The organism is Massilia cellulosiltytica (genome assembly GCF_047325105.1).
Taxonomy (GTDB): Bacteria; Pseudomonadota; Gammaproteobacteria; order Burkholderiales; family Burkholderiaceae_D; genus Telluria; species Telluria orientalis.
On the sequence record NZ_CP168562.1, the window covers coordinates 4,269,390 to 4,287,760 of the forward strand.

Here is an 18,371-nt window from a genome sequence, read left to right on the forward strand (position 1 = left end):
AATTCGAATTGATCGACATCGGAGGCAATTCCATGACCAGGCTGTTTCGCATCGCGTGCGCTGTCGCTGTCGTCGCCGGCGCGTCAGGATGTTCGGGCGTTCGTGTGTACGATGGCCCACAGGAGAACAATGCCATCACGGGCATTCCGTTCTACATCAAGAAGCCCGTGCAGGTGCAGGAGACGACGCGCGTGGAAACGGACTGGAAGATCCGGTTCTCCATTGCACTCAACGACAACCCCAGATCGACGCTCGACTATCCGCCCGATGGCGACGTTCTCGTTCACTGCGTCGACCGCGATCGCCTGAAAAAGGCCGTACGGGAGATCGTCGACGAGGTACAGAAGGAAACGACACTGGAAGGAACGCGCCTGGCCATCGCGAGCAGGACCAGCCGGCTCGAGAAGCTCGACCCCGTCATCCCGTGCGACGAAGTGGTCGCCAATACGGTAAAAACCGAGATGCGCGTGGACAGAAAAGCGCACTACATCAAGAACGTCATTCCACTGTTAGGTTCCGGCAGTGCCACCTTCAAGTTCAATGCGGATGGCACGCTCACCGAGGCGACGAACTCGATCACCGACAACACGGGATCGACGCTGCTCGGACTGCTTCCAATAAAAGAGAAACTCATCTCGCAATGGAAGGTCAATACCACGCCTGCCGACGCTGCATTCGTCAAGGAATTGCGGAACAAGAAGAAGGCGGAAGTCCTGATAAGCGTGATCGTCACGCTCACACCCAGCCAGAAGGTTTATGTGCTGCACTCCGAGACCGCGGCCCCCGACGCGCTTCCGACATCATTCGCTCCGCTGTCGCTCGCCGATGCGAGAGCGGGCCGCAATGGCGTCCAACTGATATCGTCTGGAGAGCCGAGCGACAAGCCGGCCGAAAAAGCCGATACGAAATCGTTCAAGATCCAGGGTTCGATTACGCCGCCCGACACCACGGCAGAATAGGTTGATGGTCATGCCGGCAGCGCCGCCACCAGCTGCCGGATCAGGTTCTTCACGGCAGGCGCTCCTTCGCTGCGGCGGAAAATGGCGGCCAGTTCCGACGTGACGGGTTCGCCGGCCAGCGGCTTGTAGACCACGTCGGGCAGCACCAGCGTCGTGGCCACCACGTCGGGGACGACCGCGACGCCCTTGCGCAAGGATACCTCAGTCAGCACCGTCAGCAGATTGCCCGGCGCCGAGACGATGCGCGGCTCGAAGCGCCCGCGCCGTCCCACTTCGCGCGTACCGAGGTCCTGTTCGGGCACGACGAAATCGTCGTCCTCCAGCGCCTGCGCATCGACCGCGGCGGCGCCGGCCAGGCGGTGGCTGGCCGGCAGCGCGATGCAGAAGCGGTTGCGCTGCAGGACGTGCACGCGCAATTCGTCCGGGAGCGCCATCGGCAGGCGCACGAAGCCGATATCGACGTGGCCCTCCGCGACGAGGCCCGGCAGCCGCCCCATCGGCTGTTCGTTCGCCTGCAGCTGGACATCGGGCCACTCGGTGCGAAAGCGCCGCATCTGCCGTTGCAGAATGCCGGCCAGGGCGGCGGAGCCCACGTAGCCGATCACGATCCTGCCGAGCTCGCCGCGACCGGCGCGGCGGCCGACACCGACGGCCTGGTCGAACCGCAGCAGGCTGGCGCGCGCCTGCTCGAGGAACAGCTCGCCGGCCGCGGTCAGGCCCACGCTGCGCTTGGTCCGCTGCAGCAGCCGCGCCTGCAGCGTCCGCTCGATTTCCTGGATCTGCACGGTCAGCGTGGACGGGGCGATGCCCAGCCGTTCGGCGGCGCGCGCGAAATGCAATTCTTCGGCCACCGCCACGAAATAGCGGAAATGTCGCAGCTCCATCCGTCTCCAGGCATGAGTATTCGATGAAACCGAATTATTTCACGTTTTGCCGTTAATGAACGAAATTACCGGCTGCGGTGTAATGCAGTTTTCACCGACCTCAGGAGCCCCCGCGATGCCCGCCGATTCCCCGCCACGCCCCTCGTCGATGCCCCTGCTGCTGACGGCCTCGCTGGGCTGCGCCGTCACGGTCCTCGACACGAACGTGGTCGGGATCGTCCTGCCGACCATCGCGCGCGAGCTGGCCGCGACGTTCGCCGACATCGAATGGGTCGTCAGCGCCTACCTGCTGTGCTTCGCGGCCCTGCTCCTGCCCGCTGGCGCCATCGCTGACCGGGCCGGGCGCAAGCGCGTGCTGCTGCTGGGCCTCGCCATCTTCGCCGCGGCCTCCCTCGCGTGCGGCGCCGCCCCCGGCGCGCGGACGCTCTACCTCGCCCGCGCCGCCCAGGGCGTCGGCGCGGCCTTCCTGCTGGCGCCGTCGCTGGCCGTGATCGGCCATGCGTTCCACGGCGAGCGGGAGCGCGCCCGCGTATGGGCATTCTGGGGCACGATCATGGGCCTGACGATGGTGTGTTCGCCGCTGATCGGCGGCGTCATCAGCCGCTGGCTCGGCTGGCGCTGGGCGTTTTTCGTCAACCTGCCCGTGTGCGCCGGGCTGGCGCTCGCCGTCCTGCGCCACGTGCCGGAGTCGCGCGGCGCAGCGCAGCGGACGCTCGACGTGCCGGGCATCGTCCTGTTCGCGGCGGCCATGTTCGCCTTCACGTGGACCCTGATCTCCGGCCCCGCCGAGGGCTGGACCAGCCTGGCCGTGCTGGCGCGCGCCGCGGCCGCGCTGGCCCTGTTCGCGCTGTTCCTCGCCACCGAGCGCCGGGTCCGCGCGCCGATGCTCGACCTGTCCCTGTTCGCGCAGCGGCGGTTCGTCGGCGCCGTCGCGGCCATGCTGGCCTATGCGTCCTGCGCCCAGGTGATGGCCTCCCTGCTGCCGCTCTACCTGCAGAATGCGCGCGGCGCCACGGCGCTGGAAGCCGGCGTCGGCATGCTCCCCTTCGCCCTCGCGATGCTGCTGCTGCCGATGGCCGGACGGCGCCTGGCCGCGTTCATGCCGGGCTACCGGATCCTCACGCTCGGCTTGATGGTCGTCGCGGCCGGGAACCTCGTCATGATGTGGGCGGCGCAGATGCCGGGCAACCGGCTGCTGGACGGTATCGGCATGGCGATCCTCGGCGCGGGCGGGGGCCTGCTGAACGGCGAGACGCAGAAGGCGATCATGGGCACCGTCCCGCCGGAACGGGCCGGCATGGCCTCCGGCATCAGCACCACGTCACGCTTCTGCGGCATCCTGCTGGGCTTCGCCGGCATCGGCGCCGTGCTGGCGAGCGGCACGCGCGCGGCCCTGCTGGCCGGCGTGTCGCAAGCCGGCGTGACGATCGCACCGGACCTGGTCGAACGGGTGATCGCGGGCGACGCGGGGGCCCTGCCGGCCGGGCTGGCCGGGCTGCTGCGGCGCAGTGTCGAATCCGGGTTTGCGCATGGCTTCCTGGCGGCCGGGGCCGCGGCGGCGCTGGCGAGCGCGGTCGTCGTGCGCTGCATGCGCGCGCCGACGCCGCGCTGACGTCAGTCCCGGCGCCCGCTTGCGGCCGCGTAAGGACCGACCACCACGCCCACGAATCCGCCCGCCTTCTGCGTCGACAGGAAGCGGATATCGAGCTTGTCGGCCAGGGTCGTCGTCGTATCCCCGTCGCGGTAGCGGTAGTTGGCGTCGCCGCCGTTCATGTCCATGACGAGTTCGACCCGTTTGGACGCGACCGGCTTGCTGGCGACCAGCGTCTCCTTGCCGCCCTCCGTCTTGTACAGGGCCACCACGTTCTTGCCGGCGCTGCGCGTCAGGCCGAGGAACACGTGGTTGTCGTCGTTCTGCATGGCGACGAGGCCCGCACGGTCGCCATCGTGTTGCGGCACGAAGTCGACGACGGTCGATACGGTGGCGACGTGGTGCTGCTGGCGCCGGCCGACGAAGGCGGGCACGGCGCGCAGGTCGCCCAGCGGCGCGCCGGCACGCAGCGCCAGTGCGCCGCGTTCGACGGTGTACAGCGGCGCACGCGGAATGCGGATGCCGATCCATGCCGAGGACAGCGGGCCGTCGAATTCGTCCACGTACGCGAAGTTGCCGCTGGTGGGCACCGGCGCGGGCGGTTGCGCCGGCAAGGCGGGCTTCGCGACGGCATACGGTACCGTCTTGCCCTGCTCGAGGATCAGCGGCCAGCCATCTTTCCAGTCGACCGGCAGCATGAAGGTTTCGCGCCCGATGTTAAAGAAATTGCCCGGATAAGGCCGCGTCGCCAGGAAGACGGCCCACCATTGCCCGTTCTGCGTCTGGACGAAATCGGCGTGGCCGGCCGTGGTGACGGGATGCGGACGTTTCGGATCCAGGTCGCGCTGCGTCAGGATCGGATTGACGGGCCCCGGCGCATAGGGCCCCGTGACGGCGTCGGACCGGAGCACGACTTCGGAGTGGTTGTCGGCCGTTCCGCCTTCGGCACAGATGAGGTAGTAGTGGCCGTCCTTCTTGAAGATGTGTGGCCCCTCGATCCAGATCGGCCGCTTGTCGGGCGCCACGCCGCCGTCGACGAGGACCTTCGGCTTGCCGGCGAACTGCAGCGTGCGCGGATCCAGCTCCGCGAGCCAGATCGCCCGATGGCCGTCGTAGCGCGGCTGGCCTTCCGGGGCATTGTTGTACACGACATAGAGCTTGCCGTCATCCCAGACGAGGGATGGATCGATGCCTTGCAAGCCCCGGATCGTGACCGGCTGCGACCACGGACCGGCCGGATCCTTCGCCGTGATGACGAAGTTCCCCGTGCCGCCCGGGCAGCTCGAACACGTGGTGACGATGTAGAACGTGCCGTCGTGGTAAGAGATGTCCGGAGCATAAATGCCCTGCGACGCGCGCACGCCGGTGAAATCGACCTGGCCGGGGCGGTCGAGCGCGTTGCCGACCTGCGTCCAGTTGACGAGATCCTTGGAGCGGAAGACGGGCAGTCCCGGGAAATTCGTGAACGAGGAATTCACCAGGTAATAATCGTCGCCCACACGCGTGATCGACGGGTCGGGGTAATAGCCGCTCAGGATCGGGTTGACGAACTCGCCGGCACGCGGTTGGACGTTTTCCTGGGCCCGGCCCTGGTAGGAAAAACGCTCGAAGCGCGCGACGGGCGCGTCTGCTGCAACTGCCGGCGCCATGGAAGAGGCGGCACCCAGGGCCAGTGCGCCCAGGAGGAACATGGCCCGTGCGGAATATTTTTTCATGTGGATCGAGCTCCCGATGGTGGACCAGCCTGGTGCGCTGTTCCGGTTCTTGCGTGGGGGCCACTCTATGTCAACTAATTATCCAAAACCAATGCTTTGTTTGGATCGATTAATACATGAACGGTATCGATCGGGTACCCGGGCGCCATCCGTACCGAACTGCCCTACCAGCGCCACGAGTCGATCGACCTGCTGCTGCAGGCTGTCCGCGGCAGCCGCCGCTTCCTTCACAAGCGTGCGCAATGCGCAGAACGGGGCGGGAATCTGCTCGATCGAGTCCGGCGCGCTCTGGCCTCTACCGGTGGCGTGGAGCGCGGGTGCCGCTGACCTCTACATGAAGGGCAACGAGAAACTCGAGAGCGCACATGCCCATCAAGTCTCGACGACTGTTCACTACGCGTTGCCGCAACGCACCATGCTGTACGTTGCGGCCGTGCACCAGCGTGCCAGCCACGGCAGCACTGCACGGATCAACGGGAACATGGGCCCAGGCAGCGGTTCAAGCAATATGCTCCAGTCGATCGTTCGGCTCCGCCTCAGTACGCGTTTCTGATGTACGACGCCGGCGCGGAAGTCGACCAAAGCCGGTCACAGGTACTCGACGTTGCCGTCGACACTGATCGACTGCCCCGTGATGTGCGCCGCGGCCGGTGAAGCGAGGAACAGCGCCATCGCCGCAACGTCCTGCGCCGTCACCATGCGGCGTAACGAGATCTTCTTCAAGTACTCGTTTCGCATCTCGTCGGCGGTGACGCCAAGTGCCTGTGCCCGCGCCGCGATCACGCCCTCCATGCGGGGGCCTTCGACGACACCGGGCAGGATGGTATTGACGCGGATTCCCACCGGCCCCAGCTCCATCGCGAGCGATTTCATCAACCCCATGATGGCCCATTTCGTCGAGGCATACGGCGTACGATAGGGGTAGCCGAGCCTGCCGGCTACCGACGAGATGGCGATGATGCTCGCGTTATCGGAAGATTGCTTGAGTGCCGGGACGGCGTGCTTCAGGAAATAGAATTGGCTGTTCAAGTTGGTGTCGATCGTTCTTTCCCAATCCCCGGTGGCGATGTCTTCGACCGCCGCGGTAGGGCCGGCGATGCCGGCATTGTTGATCAGGACATCGATGCCGCCAAGCTTCTCCAGCGCTTGCGCGATGACGTGCTCGACCTCGTCCGCCCTGGCGACGTTGGCCAAACCGGTGAAACAGTCGGGATGTCGTGCCTGCATCGATTGCAGGGCCACAAGGTCGACGTCACACACGAAAACGGCGGCCCCCGCTTCAAGAAATGCTTCGGCAACGGCAGCGCCGATGCCGGCAGCCGCGCCCGAGATGAATACCCGCAGTCCCGCTTGGGGTTGTAAGAGTTGAAAAGTCTTCATGGCTGTACGGTTGTTCGAAGAACGCCTGGATCGCCAGGCCGCATGAAACGACTAGATGACGAGTCCGCCGGAGACCTCGATCACGGCGCCGTTGATATAACTGGCTTCGTCGGACGCCAGGAATGCGTACAGATTGGCCACTTCTTCCGGCCGGCCCAGGCGCCGCAGAGGAACCTGGCTGCGCATCTTGTCCAGGACCTCGTCGGGCACCGTGGCGATCATCGGCGTCTCTACAAAACCAGGGGCGATCGCATTGACACGGACGCCCTTGGGGCCCAACTCGCGGCTCCATGTCTTCGTGAAACCAATGACGCCGAACTTTGCCGCTGAATAATTGGTTTGACCAAAGTTGCCGTAGATGCCAACGATGGAGCTCGCGTTGAGAATCACGCCCTTCCCTATGGCAGCCATGCAGTCCGCCACTGCCTGCGACAAGAAAAAAACGGCCCGCAGGTTGACGTCGATGACGTCGTCGAACTGCTGCTCCGTCATCTTTTGCAGGCGCGCGTCGCGGGTAATACCGGCATTATTGACCAAGGTATCGATCCGTCCGTATTTCTTGCACACGAATCTGACGAGCGTTTCGATGTCGTCGCGCGAGGTCACGTCGACCGCGTACCCCTCCGCCGTACTCCCACCGGCGCGGCATTCCGCAGCCACGGCGGCAACGCCAGCCGCATCCAGGTCGCACGCGATAACAGTCGCGCCTTCCCGTGCGAATTTCAGGGCAGTCGCCTTGCCGATACCCTGCGCGGCTCCGGTGATGATGGCGACGTTGTCAAGTAGTTTCATCGTATTCCTCAATGTTCAATCATCGGGAGGCTGCCGAATGGCGACGCTCCCGCTTTCAATGGCTCAAGCACGAGCCTCCAATCCGACCGCCACGCCGGACTCCTTGGCGAACGCGATGGCCAACAGTGGCACCAGCAGCAGCCCCAGGATGGCGGCGACCAAGATCACCAGGAAGCCGGATTCACTTCGTCCCGTCGCCGACTCCGCCATACCGAACAGATAGGGGCCGGCGAAACCGCCCAGCAAGCCGACCGTGTTGATGAAGGCGAGTCCGGCCGCAGCCTGGATTCCGCTCAAACGCTTCATCGCGATGCTCCAATAGGACGGAAGGACGCCGCCGGCAAAGAATGCGGTCACGGCGAGCAGCAGCACCTTGCCCACCAGGCTGGCAGTCAGGATGAAGGCGGCTGCACCAAGGACCAGTCCGAAACCCAACGCGCCCAGATAGCGCGCATCGCTGGCGACGCGGCGATGAATACGCGGCAGTACCAGTACGCCGAGCAGGAAGCCCAGGCCGACGCTCGCGGACAACAACCCGACCACAAGGGGAGAATCGAACTTCATCTGGCTGATCATTGCCGGGGCAAAGAAGTACAAGCCAACGAAGGCGACCTGGTTCAGGAAGTAGATCAGGCCGATGAGGATCGTCGTCGGACGTTTGATCGCCGCCACCCAGTCGCTGGAGAAATACTCGGCATGTTGCGGCACGTCGGCCAGCGCCTGGTTCTCCAGCGCGGCCGATTCATCCTTGTTCAGCCAGGCAGCTTCGCTTGGGCGATCCGGCATCTTGAAATACAGCACGATGCCCAACAGGATGCTCGGGATGCCTTCGACCAGGAACATCCACTGCCAGCCATGCAGGTCGCCATGGCCATCCAGCTGCAGCAACGCACCACCGATCGGATTTCCCAGGAGCAGTGCCAGCGCTGGCGCGGTGTAGATCCACCCGATGGCGACTGGCCTGTCAGCCGTCCCGAACCACAGCGTCACCATGTACATCAACGCGGGGAACAGGCCGGCCTCCGCGATACCCAGCAAGACACGCATGATGTAGAACGACCGCTCGCCGGCGACGAACATCATGCCGACGGACAGGATGCCCCACGATACGGCGATCCGCGCAATCCAGCGGCGCGGGCCGATACGATGCGCCAGGAGGTTGCTCGGCACCTCCAACAGGGCGTAGCCGAGGAAGAAGATGCCGGCGCCCAGGCCGTAGGCAGCTGCACTGATACCGACGTCCGCTGCCAGGTGCACTTTCGCGAGCGCGACATTGGTGCGGTCCAGAAAGGACATGAAATAGATCGCGCACATGAGCGGAATCAGTTTCAGGAACGCCTTCCTCGTGGCTCGTCGATGCAATTCGTTGGGAAGGCTTGGAATCTGGTTCATGATGTCTCCTTGGATATGCTGGTTTTATTCTGCGCTGTCCGAGCAGGCTCAGGAATACAGGCCGGCATTACCCTTCAGGCCCAACATCTCCCGCGCCTCGTCGGGCGTGGCGATCTCGAATGACAGTTCCTCGAGAATCCGCTTGATCTTGCCGACCTGCTGGGCGTTGGTCTCGGCCTTGGTGCCCTTGCTCAGGTAGACGCTGTCCTCCAACCCCACCCGCACGTTTCCGCCCATGATCGCGGCCATCGTTACCAGCGCCATCTGGTGGCGCCCCGCGCCCAATACGGAGAACTGATAATTCTCCCGGCCAAAGAGCCGGTCCGCCGTGTTGCGCATGATCGTCATGTTTTCCGGATCGGGGCCGAGTCCCCCAAGGATGCCGAAGGCGGCCTGGATGAAGAACGGCGCCTTCACCAATCCCTGTTCCACGAAATAGGCCAGGTTGTAGAGATGGCCGACGTCATAGCACTCGAATTCGAAGCGCGTGCCATGCTGGCCCAGCTCCTGCAGGATACGTTTGATGTCGTCGAAACTGTTCTTGAAGATCGTGCCCTCCATGCCCAGCACGAAGTCCTGCTCCCAGTCGTAGCGCCAGGAGGTGATTTTCGAGGCGATTGGATGAATGGAGAAATTCATTGTGCCCATGTTCAAAGAGCACATTTCCGGCTTGGCGAGACGCGGGTAGGCCAGGCGCTCATCTAGCGTCATGCGCGTACTGCCCCCGGTGGTGATGTTGATCACCGCATTCGTGCGCCGTGCGATTTCCGGCACAAATTGTTCGAACACAGCGGGTGCGGGCGTCGGACGACCGTCCTGCGGATCACGGGCATGCAGGTGGATGATTGCCGCGCCCGCCGATGCGGCATCAATGGCGCTGTCGCGAATTTCCTCAGGGGTAATCGGCAGGTATTCCGACATGGACGGAACGTGCGTGGCACCGGTGATGGCGCAGGAGATGATGACTTTTCTGGTCGGCTTGCTCATGAATATTTTCCTGCCATGTGGATGGCGTTCTCGATGCCGGCAGCACACACGTCTCTCGAGAACGAGGCAATAGGAACCCCTCCCGGGAAACGAATGGGATGTACGCGGCGTGTCTCTGGTTTCTGATAAAGAAGCCCGCCTGCGCGGAGCTCCCGGGTTATGGACCAACAATAGTTAGCCGGCTTACGTCAAGTTGCCTTGCTCAACGACTTCAGCTCTTTCTTCACAAACCGACGGCACGGCATGCCACAGTTCCGATCTGATCTTTTCCAGCGGCGGGAGCGGAGACGGCTGGCGTTGACGATCCTGCATCCATTGCCGTATCCGCTCCTTGGGTGATTGATTGACGTCGTCCATGATCGAGTGGATTGATGATTCAGATGACGGGCGCGTTTTGCTGCTTGCCTTGCGCGCCCATGCCCTGTTCGCCCATGACCCGGGCGACCACGGAATAACGCGACCATATGTAATCGTTTGCCACTGCCGCCAGCAGGCACGGCGCCGCGGCCAACAACCATCCGCAGGCAGGAGTGCTCCCGTCCACCTCCCGCTCCGACTGTTGCCAATCCCTGATGTCCACGTCGCTGATCATGCTGGTTCACCTCTTGCCGCCTAGCGGCTGTCTCCGGTTGCTGATAATGCTAGTGTCCTCAAAACGCTCCTGGAAAACTATGTATGACTGCACACATTCAATGGGTTCAAAGTGTGCGGTTATGACATTGCTGGTCCAGGCGGTGCATATCAAGATTGCGAGCCGACTCATTGCAGTTCTCGCCACAAATAGCCCGGGAAAAACGGGAAAGGTCGTGCGCAGCGCGACCAGGAGACGAGCCACTGCGCGTCTATCCTGGAACACGTTGCGAGAAAGGTTACGCAGGCAACGATCGGGTGGCGCGCGCACGCGCCACCGGCGCGATAGCGGACCGGTGCCCCGGCGCAGTTGCCGCGGCCATGCGGAACACGCTCACCACCTCGGCCAGCTTCGCGGCCTGTTCGTGCATCGCTTCGGACGCCGCCGCCGCTTCCTCGACAAGCGATGCATTCTGCTGGGTCACCTGGTCCATCTGGGCGATGGCCTGGTTGATGTGCTCGATACCGTCGCCCTGCTCCCGCGTGGCGCTGCTGATCGCGCCGATCATCGTGCTGACCTTGTTCACGCTCGCGACGATCTCCTGCATCGTCGCGCCCGCCTCCTCCACGAGCTTCGCGCCGTCGTCCACGCGCGCGACGGAATCGCCGATCAGGGCCTTGATTTCCCTGGCGGCCGTGGCGGAACGCTGGGCCAGGTTGCGCACTTCGCTCGCCACGACGGCAAAGCCCCGGCCCTGCTCGCCGGCTCTAGCCGCCTCGACCGCGGCATTCAGCGCGAGGATATTCGTCTGGAACGCGATGCCGTCGATGACGCCGATGATGTCGACGATCTTGCCCGACGATTCGTTGATCGACGCCATCGTATCGACCACGCGCGCGACGACGGCGCCGCCGCGGCCCGCCACCTCGGCGGCGGAATCGGCCAGCCGGCTCGCTTCGCGCGCATTCTCGGCGCTGTTCTTCACGGTCGACGTCAATTCCTCCATCGACGCGGCCGTCTCTTCGAGCGAGCTGGCCTGTTCTTCCGTGCGGCTGGAAAGATCCAGGTTGCCGCTGGCGATCTCGCGCGATGCCGTGGCGATCAGGTCCGTCCCCGAGCGCACGTCGGCGACGATGCCGGCCAGGGCGTCGCGCATGCGCTTCATCGCTGCCATCAGGCTCGCCTTGTCGCCGACGCGCACGGGAACCTCCATGCCGAGGTCGCCGGCCGCGATGCGCTGCGCCACGGCGACGGCATCTTCCGGATTGCCGCCGATCGAGCGCTCGACGCTGCGCACTACCATCCACACCAGCGCCGTGAGCAGCGCGCCGATCACGACCAGCCAGGCGGCCGCACTGACCAGCTGGGCGTCGAACGCACGCTCGAGGTCGTCGACGTAAAGACCGGTCAAGAAGTACCAGCCCCACGGTTGATACCCCTGGATATACGTCAGCTTGGGTTCCGGTTTCTGCGAGCCCGGCTTGACCCAAACGTATCTGATGAACCCGGCGCCGTTCACCTTCGCGGCGGCAATGCCGTCCACGTACGGCTTGCGCCCTTCCGGATCGACGTTCTGTCCGACCGGCGTCCCATTCAATTCCGGCTTAATCGGGTGCATCAGCACGACGTTGTCGTTGTAGCTGACGATGTAGCCACTGGCGCCGTAGCGCAGCGCGCGAATCCGGGCCAGCGCCTCCTTTTTCGCCTCGTCGAGAGGTAGTGTGCCCGCGGCGGCGAGGGCTGCGTACTCCTTGGCGATGGACGCGGCGATCTCGCCGGCATTGGACAACTGGATCTTGCGTTCCTCGAGACGCAACGTGTGGCTCTGAAAGATATTCACGCTGAACCCGGCCAGCAAGCAGATCCAGCTGAGAAATAGAGGAAGGAAGAGTTTTTGGCGAAATGTAATTTTCATGATAGTGACCCGTCATTTAGCTGCATCGCCGGGCGACGTAGGGTCGGAGTACACACGTCCTCGATCACCCGATTGCAGATCGTTGAGGCATTTCAGTTGCACGGAACGTATTCGTCAAATTGACTCGATGATTTCCGCCGCTGTGCGAAAACCATCTGCAGCAATGGGGACGCCGCAATAGATGGCTGCATGCAGCAGGACTTCCCGTATTTCCTCTGCCGTGACGCCGTTATTGAGGGCGCCACGCACATGACCTTTCAGTTCATGTGTGCGCCCGAGCGCAATCAGCATGGCAACGGTGACCAGGCTTCGTGTCTTCCTATCGAGCCCGGTGCGGCACCACACGGTTCCCCAGGCATTCCGAGTAATGAATTCCTGCAACGGCGTCGTGAAGTCGGTTGCATTGGACAGCGCGGCGTCCACAAATGACTTGCCCATGACTTCTTCGCGCACCTGCAAGCCATTCTCATACTGTTGATCCATGAGGTTGCCTTACCCGAACGAGTTACCCGAAGGATGCTCAGCCTGGTCTCCAGTGTCCTATTGATGGGAATACAGTCTCGTGCCTTTTGCAAAGCCCTTCGCATGGAAAATCCATGACCCCTCGCCACCTTTACCGTCGTTGGTAAGGATTAAAACGTCATTCGTCCCAGGCACGAATCCGATGCTGGTCGACCTCATGTTGTGGCCTGTCTCCCGCTTGGGCAGGAGGATCTGGCCAATGGCGATACCGTTCGGATTGAATACAAGGACGCGTCCCTGCGAATACATCGCGACGTAGATATTGCCGTCACTGTCCGAACGCATCGAGTCGGGCGCAAAACCGCTGAAATAGTAAGGTACCGCCGTGCCGAATGGAGCGATCGTGGTAGGTCCGCTCAACTCGACTTTATGAAGGCGCCCCGCACTCAGTTCGGTGGCCCAGAGGACGCTTCCGTCAGGGCTCAGGCAAACGCCATTTGCAATCGCCATGTGGCTCAGTATGGGCGTGATCGTCTTGAAATCCGGCGAGACGTAATGCACGCCGCCGACAGGATTGTCCGAACTGCCCCGGAAGTCGGTGAAATAAAAGCCGCCGTTTTTATCGAACACCAGGTCGTCCGGCAGGTAGCCTGCGCTCGCGGGAACGATGGTTGTCAGGCCGGAGCCGTCCGGATTCAACCAGAAAATGCTCCCGGTATCCACGAAGTTCCCGAGGCCCGAGACGAAGATCCTCTCATCCTTGTGAATGGCAATGCCGGCTGAACCAAGGGAATTCGGTGGCAGCACGGTGCTGAGAACCTTGTCGGGGGTCAGGCGAAAAATCGTACCGCCAAACACGTCGACAAAGAGGAGGTTGCCTTTCCGGTCAAACGACGCACCTTCCAGTTGCAGCCCCTTGTCCGATACCTTGAAGTATGGGGTTGCCGTGATGGTATGCAGCCCGCGCTCGTTCTGCGGGATCGGGAAAGGACCTCGGATATCCGGAGTATAAGCAAGCCCGCGATCCGGGGCCTTGGTGCCGGCGACGCTATCAAGCGCCACGAGGGCGCCCAACGACCCGACAAGCCGGGTCAGACACGCGCGACGACCCGACGACGCCGGTGTAAGTAATTCGTTTTTGCTTCGATGTCCCTGGTCCATGTATTGTCTCCTTCAGGTGGGTGAGTCTCACTCTTGGCGTTTTCCCGTGGACGGAAGCCATGATGCGTTGGCAGTCCGTGCACAGACAGTATGTGAGGCGACCGGAGACGGAACAATGTGCGGATGAGCCATAAATACGTGATTCTTATGGCATAGAGTTACTTTTCAGGTGAGCCGCCACAGCCGCAAGGCAACGTGGATTTCAAGCGCGCGCGTGGGATTGCCCCAGTAGCCGAGCATCTCCTCGATACTGCTCAAGCGCTGTCGGACAGTATTCACATGGATGTCCATGCGCGTCGCGGTCGTCCTGGCGTTCTGGTTGCTGTCCATGTAGCACAGCAGGGTCTCTGCCAGTTGCGTATTGCGCTTTTCGTCGTAGGCAATCAGCGGGCCGATCGTCTTCTGGAGAAAGGCCTTCAAACTGGTCTCGTCATGGGTTTCGAAAATCACCGAGTACAGCGCCAGCTCGTTTTGATCGAGGATCTGGTTCTTCACGCCCAGCCGTCGCAGCACCGCCAGTCCGCGCCGCATTACCGTGCAGGACGCCGGGATTTCCGCGGGCGACAGGATGGGCCGCGAGAGAATGCCGCTGAAGCTGTCGACGAATTCACGTTTGGCAATGGCTGTGAATTCAGTCAATGTGTGCTGTACTTTCGTTGTCGATACGATCAACGCCAGCGTGCCATCGATCTCATCCAGTACGAGTTCGGAAAGGGCCGAGCCGGCGCGCAAACGCCGCGCCAGCGAGTCCGGTCTCAAGCCTTCCGTCTCCACGAGTATCAACGACACGGGTTGCGACAAGTCGAGCCCGAACCGCTTCGCCAGCTCCCAGGTCGAGGCCATGTCATCGCGGTGACTGCCTGACGTCAGCGAACGCACCAGCGTCGACACACCACGGCTTTTGCCGGCCTCCATGCGTTCCTGCGACAGCAGCACGATCCCGATGATGCTCGAACTGCGTTCGAAGGTACGCACCCGTATCTCGCCGAGGTCCTCTTTGCGAAACAGGAGCACTGCACCGAGCAGGTCATTTCCGCCGATAACGGCGATCGCGCGGCACAATTCGCCATCGCCTTCATACGCAACGACCGAACGACCGCCTTGCCGGCTATTGCGTATGGCATTCGTGATGTCCGCGCTGATGGCGCCGTGCGGCGTGTAGGTACTTGCCAGCTTGCCGTCATAGCCGGGCGCTGCGGCATGGCTGATGACCTGGAATGCCTCATTCAGCACCACGACGCCGCCATTGAGAAGCTGGGCGATCGTCCCCGATAACGTGTCCAGCGATGCCCCTTTCGCCAGCGACGACGTCAATTGCTCGTGCGCTTCGGCGGCATTCTGGATCTCACGCACATGGTGCTCGAGTTCGGCGCGTGCCTGGTCCGCGCGCTGGAACGCTTCGTTGGCCTGCTTGAATGCCCGCGCATTGTTGATTGCCACCGCCGCATGCGTGGCGAGCGTGCTGAGGATGGCAATGTTCAGGGCCGTGTAAGTGCGGTCGTAGCGGTCGGCGATAAACAGCAGGCCGAGGACTTTTTCATCGAACAGAAGCGGCACGCCGGCCAGTCCCGCGATCCCCTCGTCGCGAAAGGTGTCGTCGATCACCGGATCGTGCGGGAAGCGCTTGTCGAGCAAATAGTTGGGCGTATAAAAAGGCAGACGCGTCGACATCACCACGCTGGCAATGCCCAGCCGCCGGCTGACTTTCATTGTCGTCGTATTGAACGAAATCGCGCCGTCCGACGCCAATACCTGGAACTCGTCCTTGTCGGCGTCATACACAGTGAGCCAGGCGACATGCGAACCGAGCAGGTTCCTCGCACGAGTGACGATGGCGCCCAGCAGGCTTCCCACGTCGAGACGGCTGGTCAGATCCTTGGCCGATTCGAACATCGCCAGCATGCCTTGCTCGCTTAACTGGTGCAGGTCGAACCGGTTCTTGACCGCCAATGCCATCCGGGCAACTTCAATCGATCCGGCATCCCCTTCGTCTTCTTTGCCCAAGGCCTCCGCACGCGCGAGGTGTGCCGAAAATTCCTCGACCGGCGCATTGCGGTGCAGCAACGTTATCAGTTCGGTAGCGAGGTCCGGGGACATTTTCATATTTAAGAGAAACCTTAGGGAAGCGTAGTCCGAATGGTGCCCGCCAACCGCTGGCACCGTAGTCGCGTGGACTTTAGTTTATCCCACTGCGACCAGCCATGTCATATCTGCACACTTCCAGCCCATTGAATGTGTTCAGTTGCACATAGTTTTTCAAAGGCGATTTGGGGACACTAGCATCCAACAAGCATGCGTCAGTCGTACAGGAGACATCATGGAAAACCAGCGGAAACCCAAATGGTCCAGGGATGACATGGCCAGGGCAATTCGCCGTAATGAATTCATCCCTTTCTTCCAGCCAAAGATCGACCTTGTTACCGGCACTGCATCCTGCGTGGAGATCCTGGCCCGATGGATCCATCCTGACCTGGGCATTCTGCCACCCGGACAATTCATGAGCCTGATTGAACAGGCGGGTTTGATCGACGAATTTACCGATAGCGTCTTTCGGCAATCGCTGCTCAGTGCCCGCAACAACAAGCTCATGGATGGGGTGGGAATGGCCATGAACTTTTCGTCGGCCACCTTGCAACACCCCCGTTTCGCGAGCCGCATTTGTTCAGTCGTGGACGAGCACGGCATACCGTTTGATCGAATCACCATTGAAGTTACCGAGACCAGCTTTCCAGAAAATTTTTCCTCAGTCCTGGCGTCGCTCAGCATCTTGCGCGATAGAGGCTTTCGCATTTCGATCGACGATTTCGGCACTGGTTACTCCTCTCTGAAATTGCTGAGCAAGCTGCCTTTTACTGAGTTGAAGATCGATCGCATCTTCATCGCCGGGATTGCCGAAGACGGAAAACTCACCGGAATTCTGGAGACCATTGTGCAGTTAGCCAGAAAAATGCACTTGAGCACTGTCGCCGAAGGAATTGAAACGAAGAAGCAGCTTGATTTTGTTCTGAGCCTCGGTTGCAACATCGGCCAGGGATTTTATTTTAGCGCCGCAATGAGAAATATCGATGCTGCCATGAGAAACGTCGAGCGCCGGAAAGTTCGCAACGAGGCACTGCAGATCGCAGCCTGAAGGCCCTGTTTGTTGCCGGCCAATTCATCCCGATTACACATTGTTCATTTTGCCAGGCATCTCGGGTGCCTGATTGCACCCTCATTTTCTTTCGGAGGCATGCGCGTTCAATATTCGTGGAAATCGCGAATCCACATTGCAGATAATTAAACCAACATATTTTGGGAGACAATAATGAAAAAGAAATTCATGGGGATGGCCTTGTTCGGTTTGTGCGTTGCACCCGCTTTTGCGGAATCGTCGACCACGTTTTTCGGCGCAGTCGATGTTGCGATTCGCCACATTCAATATTCTGGAAGCGGCTCGGCCACTTCGGTGGGTACGTTCGGTAATTCTCCATCACTGTTCGGCGTCCGCGGCACGGAAGACCTGGGCGGCGGCATGAACGCAATCTTCCTCCTCGAAGGCGCATTTGCACCGGACACCGGGCAATCTGCGACCGGTGCATTCGGTGTGCCATTCTTTAACCGGAGTGCCTGGGTCGGACTGAACGGCAGCTTCGGCGAAGTGCATCTCGGTCGCGACTGGTCGCCGAACTACGTGAACATGTACTCGTTCGACCCGACTTACAACCTTGGCGTGGGCAATGTGTCGCACTATTCCAATCTGCTCAACCAGGGGCTGGTACCGAACTACTACTGGACTACGAATGCGATCACCTATTCGACGCCGGGTGGACTTGGCGGCATGTATGGATCCTTCCAGGTGTCCGCAGGCGAAGGTGGAAATGGCTGCAATGGCAATACAGTGTGCGGCACCACGATCGGCCGCTCCGTGAGTGGCCGGCTGGGGTATGCAGGCGGTCCGTTCGAGATCGCCGGCGCGCTCGCGCAAACCGATATCACGTCGAATACCCGCGCTATATCGTCGACAGGAAAGTGGACCCAGGCCAATGCAGGCATGAGCTACGACTTCAAGGTCGTGAAGGTGATGTTGTGGGCCGATACCGACAAATTTGTCAATCTGCGCGAATCGCGGGCAAGTATTGCCGCGGTAATTCCAGTGCAGAACGACCATGCCTGGATTTCCGCTGTGACATCGCGTTCAGACAATGCCGCAAAGTCTGCAGGCGTGTACGGAGCACATGGTTTTGCAGCAGGCTATGTACACAACCTTTCCAAACGCACGGCGCTTTACGCGGCAATCGCACGGTTGAGCAACCACGGACAAGGGCGATTGAATATCGAAGATATCGGATCTTTTTCGTCGAATACCGTCGCGGGCGGAAGAAGCACTGGCGGGGAAATCGGCATCCGTCATAACTTTTGATTTAGATCCGCTGCCGATTCAACACGCTGGGCCGAGGCGAGGATATCGCCTCAAATCAGTGTGCCTGGGTGCATCCAATCTCAAACACTCTATAACATTGCCCCCGAAAGCTAACAATCATCCCGGATCAGAACGCACAGATCTATCTACGATTGGTATCCGT

At 61.6% G+C, this 18,371-nt stretch carries 15 protein-coding genes; 4 read left to right on the forward strand and 11 right to left on the reverse strand.

Annotated features, from left to right (window positions below; translation table 11 throughout):
* Positions 1-32 precede the first annotated feature (32 nt).
* Positions 33-959 carry a hypothetical protein gene (locus ACEN9H_RS18590; RefSeq protein WP_413671590.1) on the forward strand — a complete coding sequence of 309 codons (927 nt, stop codon included), beginning with the start codon at positions 33-35 and terminating at the stop codon, positions 957-959.
* Between the two features lie 8 nt (positions 960-967).
* Here ACEN9H_RS18590 and ACEN9H_RS18595 read toward each other — a convergent pair whose 3' ends face one another.
* Positions 968-1,843 carry a LysR substrate-binding domain-containing protein gene (locus ACEN9H_RS18595; protein ID WP_413671591.1) on the reverse strand — a complete coding sequence of 292 codons (876 nt, stop codon included), beginning with the start codon at positions 1,841-1,843 and terminating at the stop codon, positions 968-970.
* Between the two features lie 115 nt (positions 1,844-1,958).
* Between ACEN9H_RS18595 and ACEN9H_RS18600 the strand changes: the two genes are divergently transcribed.
* Positions 1,959-3,455 (forward strand): MFS transporter, encoded by a 1,497-nt coding sequence (locus ACEN9H_RS18600; protein WP_413671592.1) that lies wholly within the window; start codon positions 1,959-1,961, stop codon positions 3,453-3,455.
* A 2-nt stretch (positions 3,456-3,457) separates the two neighbouring features.
* Here ACEN9H_RS18600 and ACEN9H_RS18605 read toward each other — a convergent pair whose 3' ends face one another.
* The 10 genes from ACEN9H_RS18605 to ACEN9H_RS18650 all read right to left on the reverse strand — a co-directional run bounded on the left by ACEN9H_RS18605 (position 3,458) and on the right by ACEN9H_RS18650 (position 15,906).
* Positions 3,458-5,149, reverse strand: a complete 1,692-nt coding sequence (locus ACEN9H_RS18605) for a glycoside hydrolase family 43 protein (RefSeq protein ID WP_413671593.1) — start codon at positions 5,147-5,149, stop codon at positions 3,458-3,460.
* Positions 5,150-5,737: 588 nt separating this feature from the next.
* A complete protein-coding gene (locus ACEN9H_RS18610; protein ID WP_413671594.1) occupies positions 5,738-6,529 on the reverse strand; it encodes an SDR family oxidoreductase in 792 nt (263 codons plus the stop codon).
* Between the two features lie 51 nt (positions 6,530-6,580).
* The gene (gene fabG / locus ACEN9H_RS18615; RefSeq protein ID WP_413671595.1) at positions 6,581-7,321 is read right to left on the reverse strand and encodes a 3-oxoacyl-ACP reductase FabG; all 741 of its coding nucleotides are present in this window, start codon (positions 7,319-7,321) and stop codon (positions 6,581-6,583) included.
* 63 nt (positions 7,322-7,384) lie between these two features.
* Positions 7,385-8,713 carry an MFS transporter gene (locus ACEN9H_RS18620; protein ID WP_413671596.1) on the reverse strand — a complete coding sequence of 443 codons (1,329 nt, stop codon included), beginning with the start codon at positions 8,711-8,713 and terminating at the stop codon, positions 7,385-7,387.
* A gap of 48 nt (positions 8,714-8,761) precedes the next feature.
* Positions 8,762-9,700, reverse strand: a complete 939-nt coding sequence (locus ACEN9H_RS18625; RefSeq protein ID WP_413671597.1) for a 3-keto-5-aminohexanoate cleavage protein — start codon at positions 9,698-9,700, stop codon at positions 8,762-8,764.
* 376 nt (positions 9,701-10,076) lie between these two features.
* Positions 10,077-10,292, reverse strand: coding sequence for a hypothetical protein (locus tag ACEN9H_RS18630; RefSeq protein ID WP_413671598.1), 216 nt, complete (start codon positions 10,290-10,292; stop codon positions 10,077-10,079).
* Positions 10,293-10,569: 277 nt separating this feature from the next.
* On the reverse strand, positions 10,570-12,186 hold the full coding sequence (locus ACEN9H_RS18635; protein ID WP_413671599.1) for a methyl-accepting chemotaxis protein: 1,617 nt from the start codon (positions 12,184-12,186) through the stop codon (positions 10,570-10,572).
* A gap of 114 nt (positions 12,187-12,300) precedes the next feature.
* Positions 12,301-12,669, reverse strand: a complete 369-nt coding sequence (gene pcaC, locus ACEN9H_RS18640; protein WP_413671600.1) for a 4-carboxymuconolactone decarboxylase — start codon at positions 12,667-12,669, stop codon at positions 12,301-12,303.
* Positions 12,670-12,726: 57 nt separating this feature from the next.
* Positions 12,727-13,809: an SMP-30/gluconolactonase/LRE family protein gene (locus ACEN9H_RS18645; RefSeq protein ID WP_413671601.1), complete on the reverse strand. Its 1,083-nt coding sequence runs from the start codon at positions 13,807-13,809 to the stop codon at positions 12,727-12,729.
* 165 nt (positions 13,810-13,974) lie between these two features.
* Entirely contained in the window at positions 13,975-15,906 is a 1,932-nt protein-coding gene (locus ACEN9H_RS18650; protein ID WP_413671602.1) for a helix-turn-helix domain-containing protein, read from the reverse strand.
* 220 nt (positions 15,907-16,126) lie between these two features.
* On the opposite strand from ACEN9H_RS18650, the gene ACEN9H_RS18655 reads away from it, so the two are divergent.
* Together ACEN9H_RS18655 and ACEN9H_RS18660 are read left to right on the forward strand one after the other, a co-directional pair.
* A complete protein-coding gene (locus tag ACEN9H_RS18655; RefSeq protein WP_413671603.1) occupies positions 16,127-16,939 on the forward strand; it encodes an EAL domain-containing protein in 813 nt (270 codons plus the stop codon).
* 174 nt (positions 16,940-17,113) lie between these two features.
* On the forward strand, positions 17,114-18,208 hold the full coding sequence (locus ACEN9H_RS18660) for a porin (RefSeq protein WP_413671604.1): 1,095 nt from the start codon (positions 17,114-17,116) through the stop codon (positions 18,206-18,208).
* The last annotated feature ends 163 nt before the right edge of the window (positions 18,209-18,371 follow it).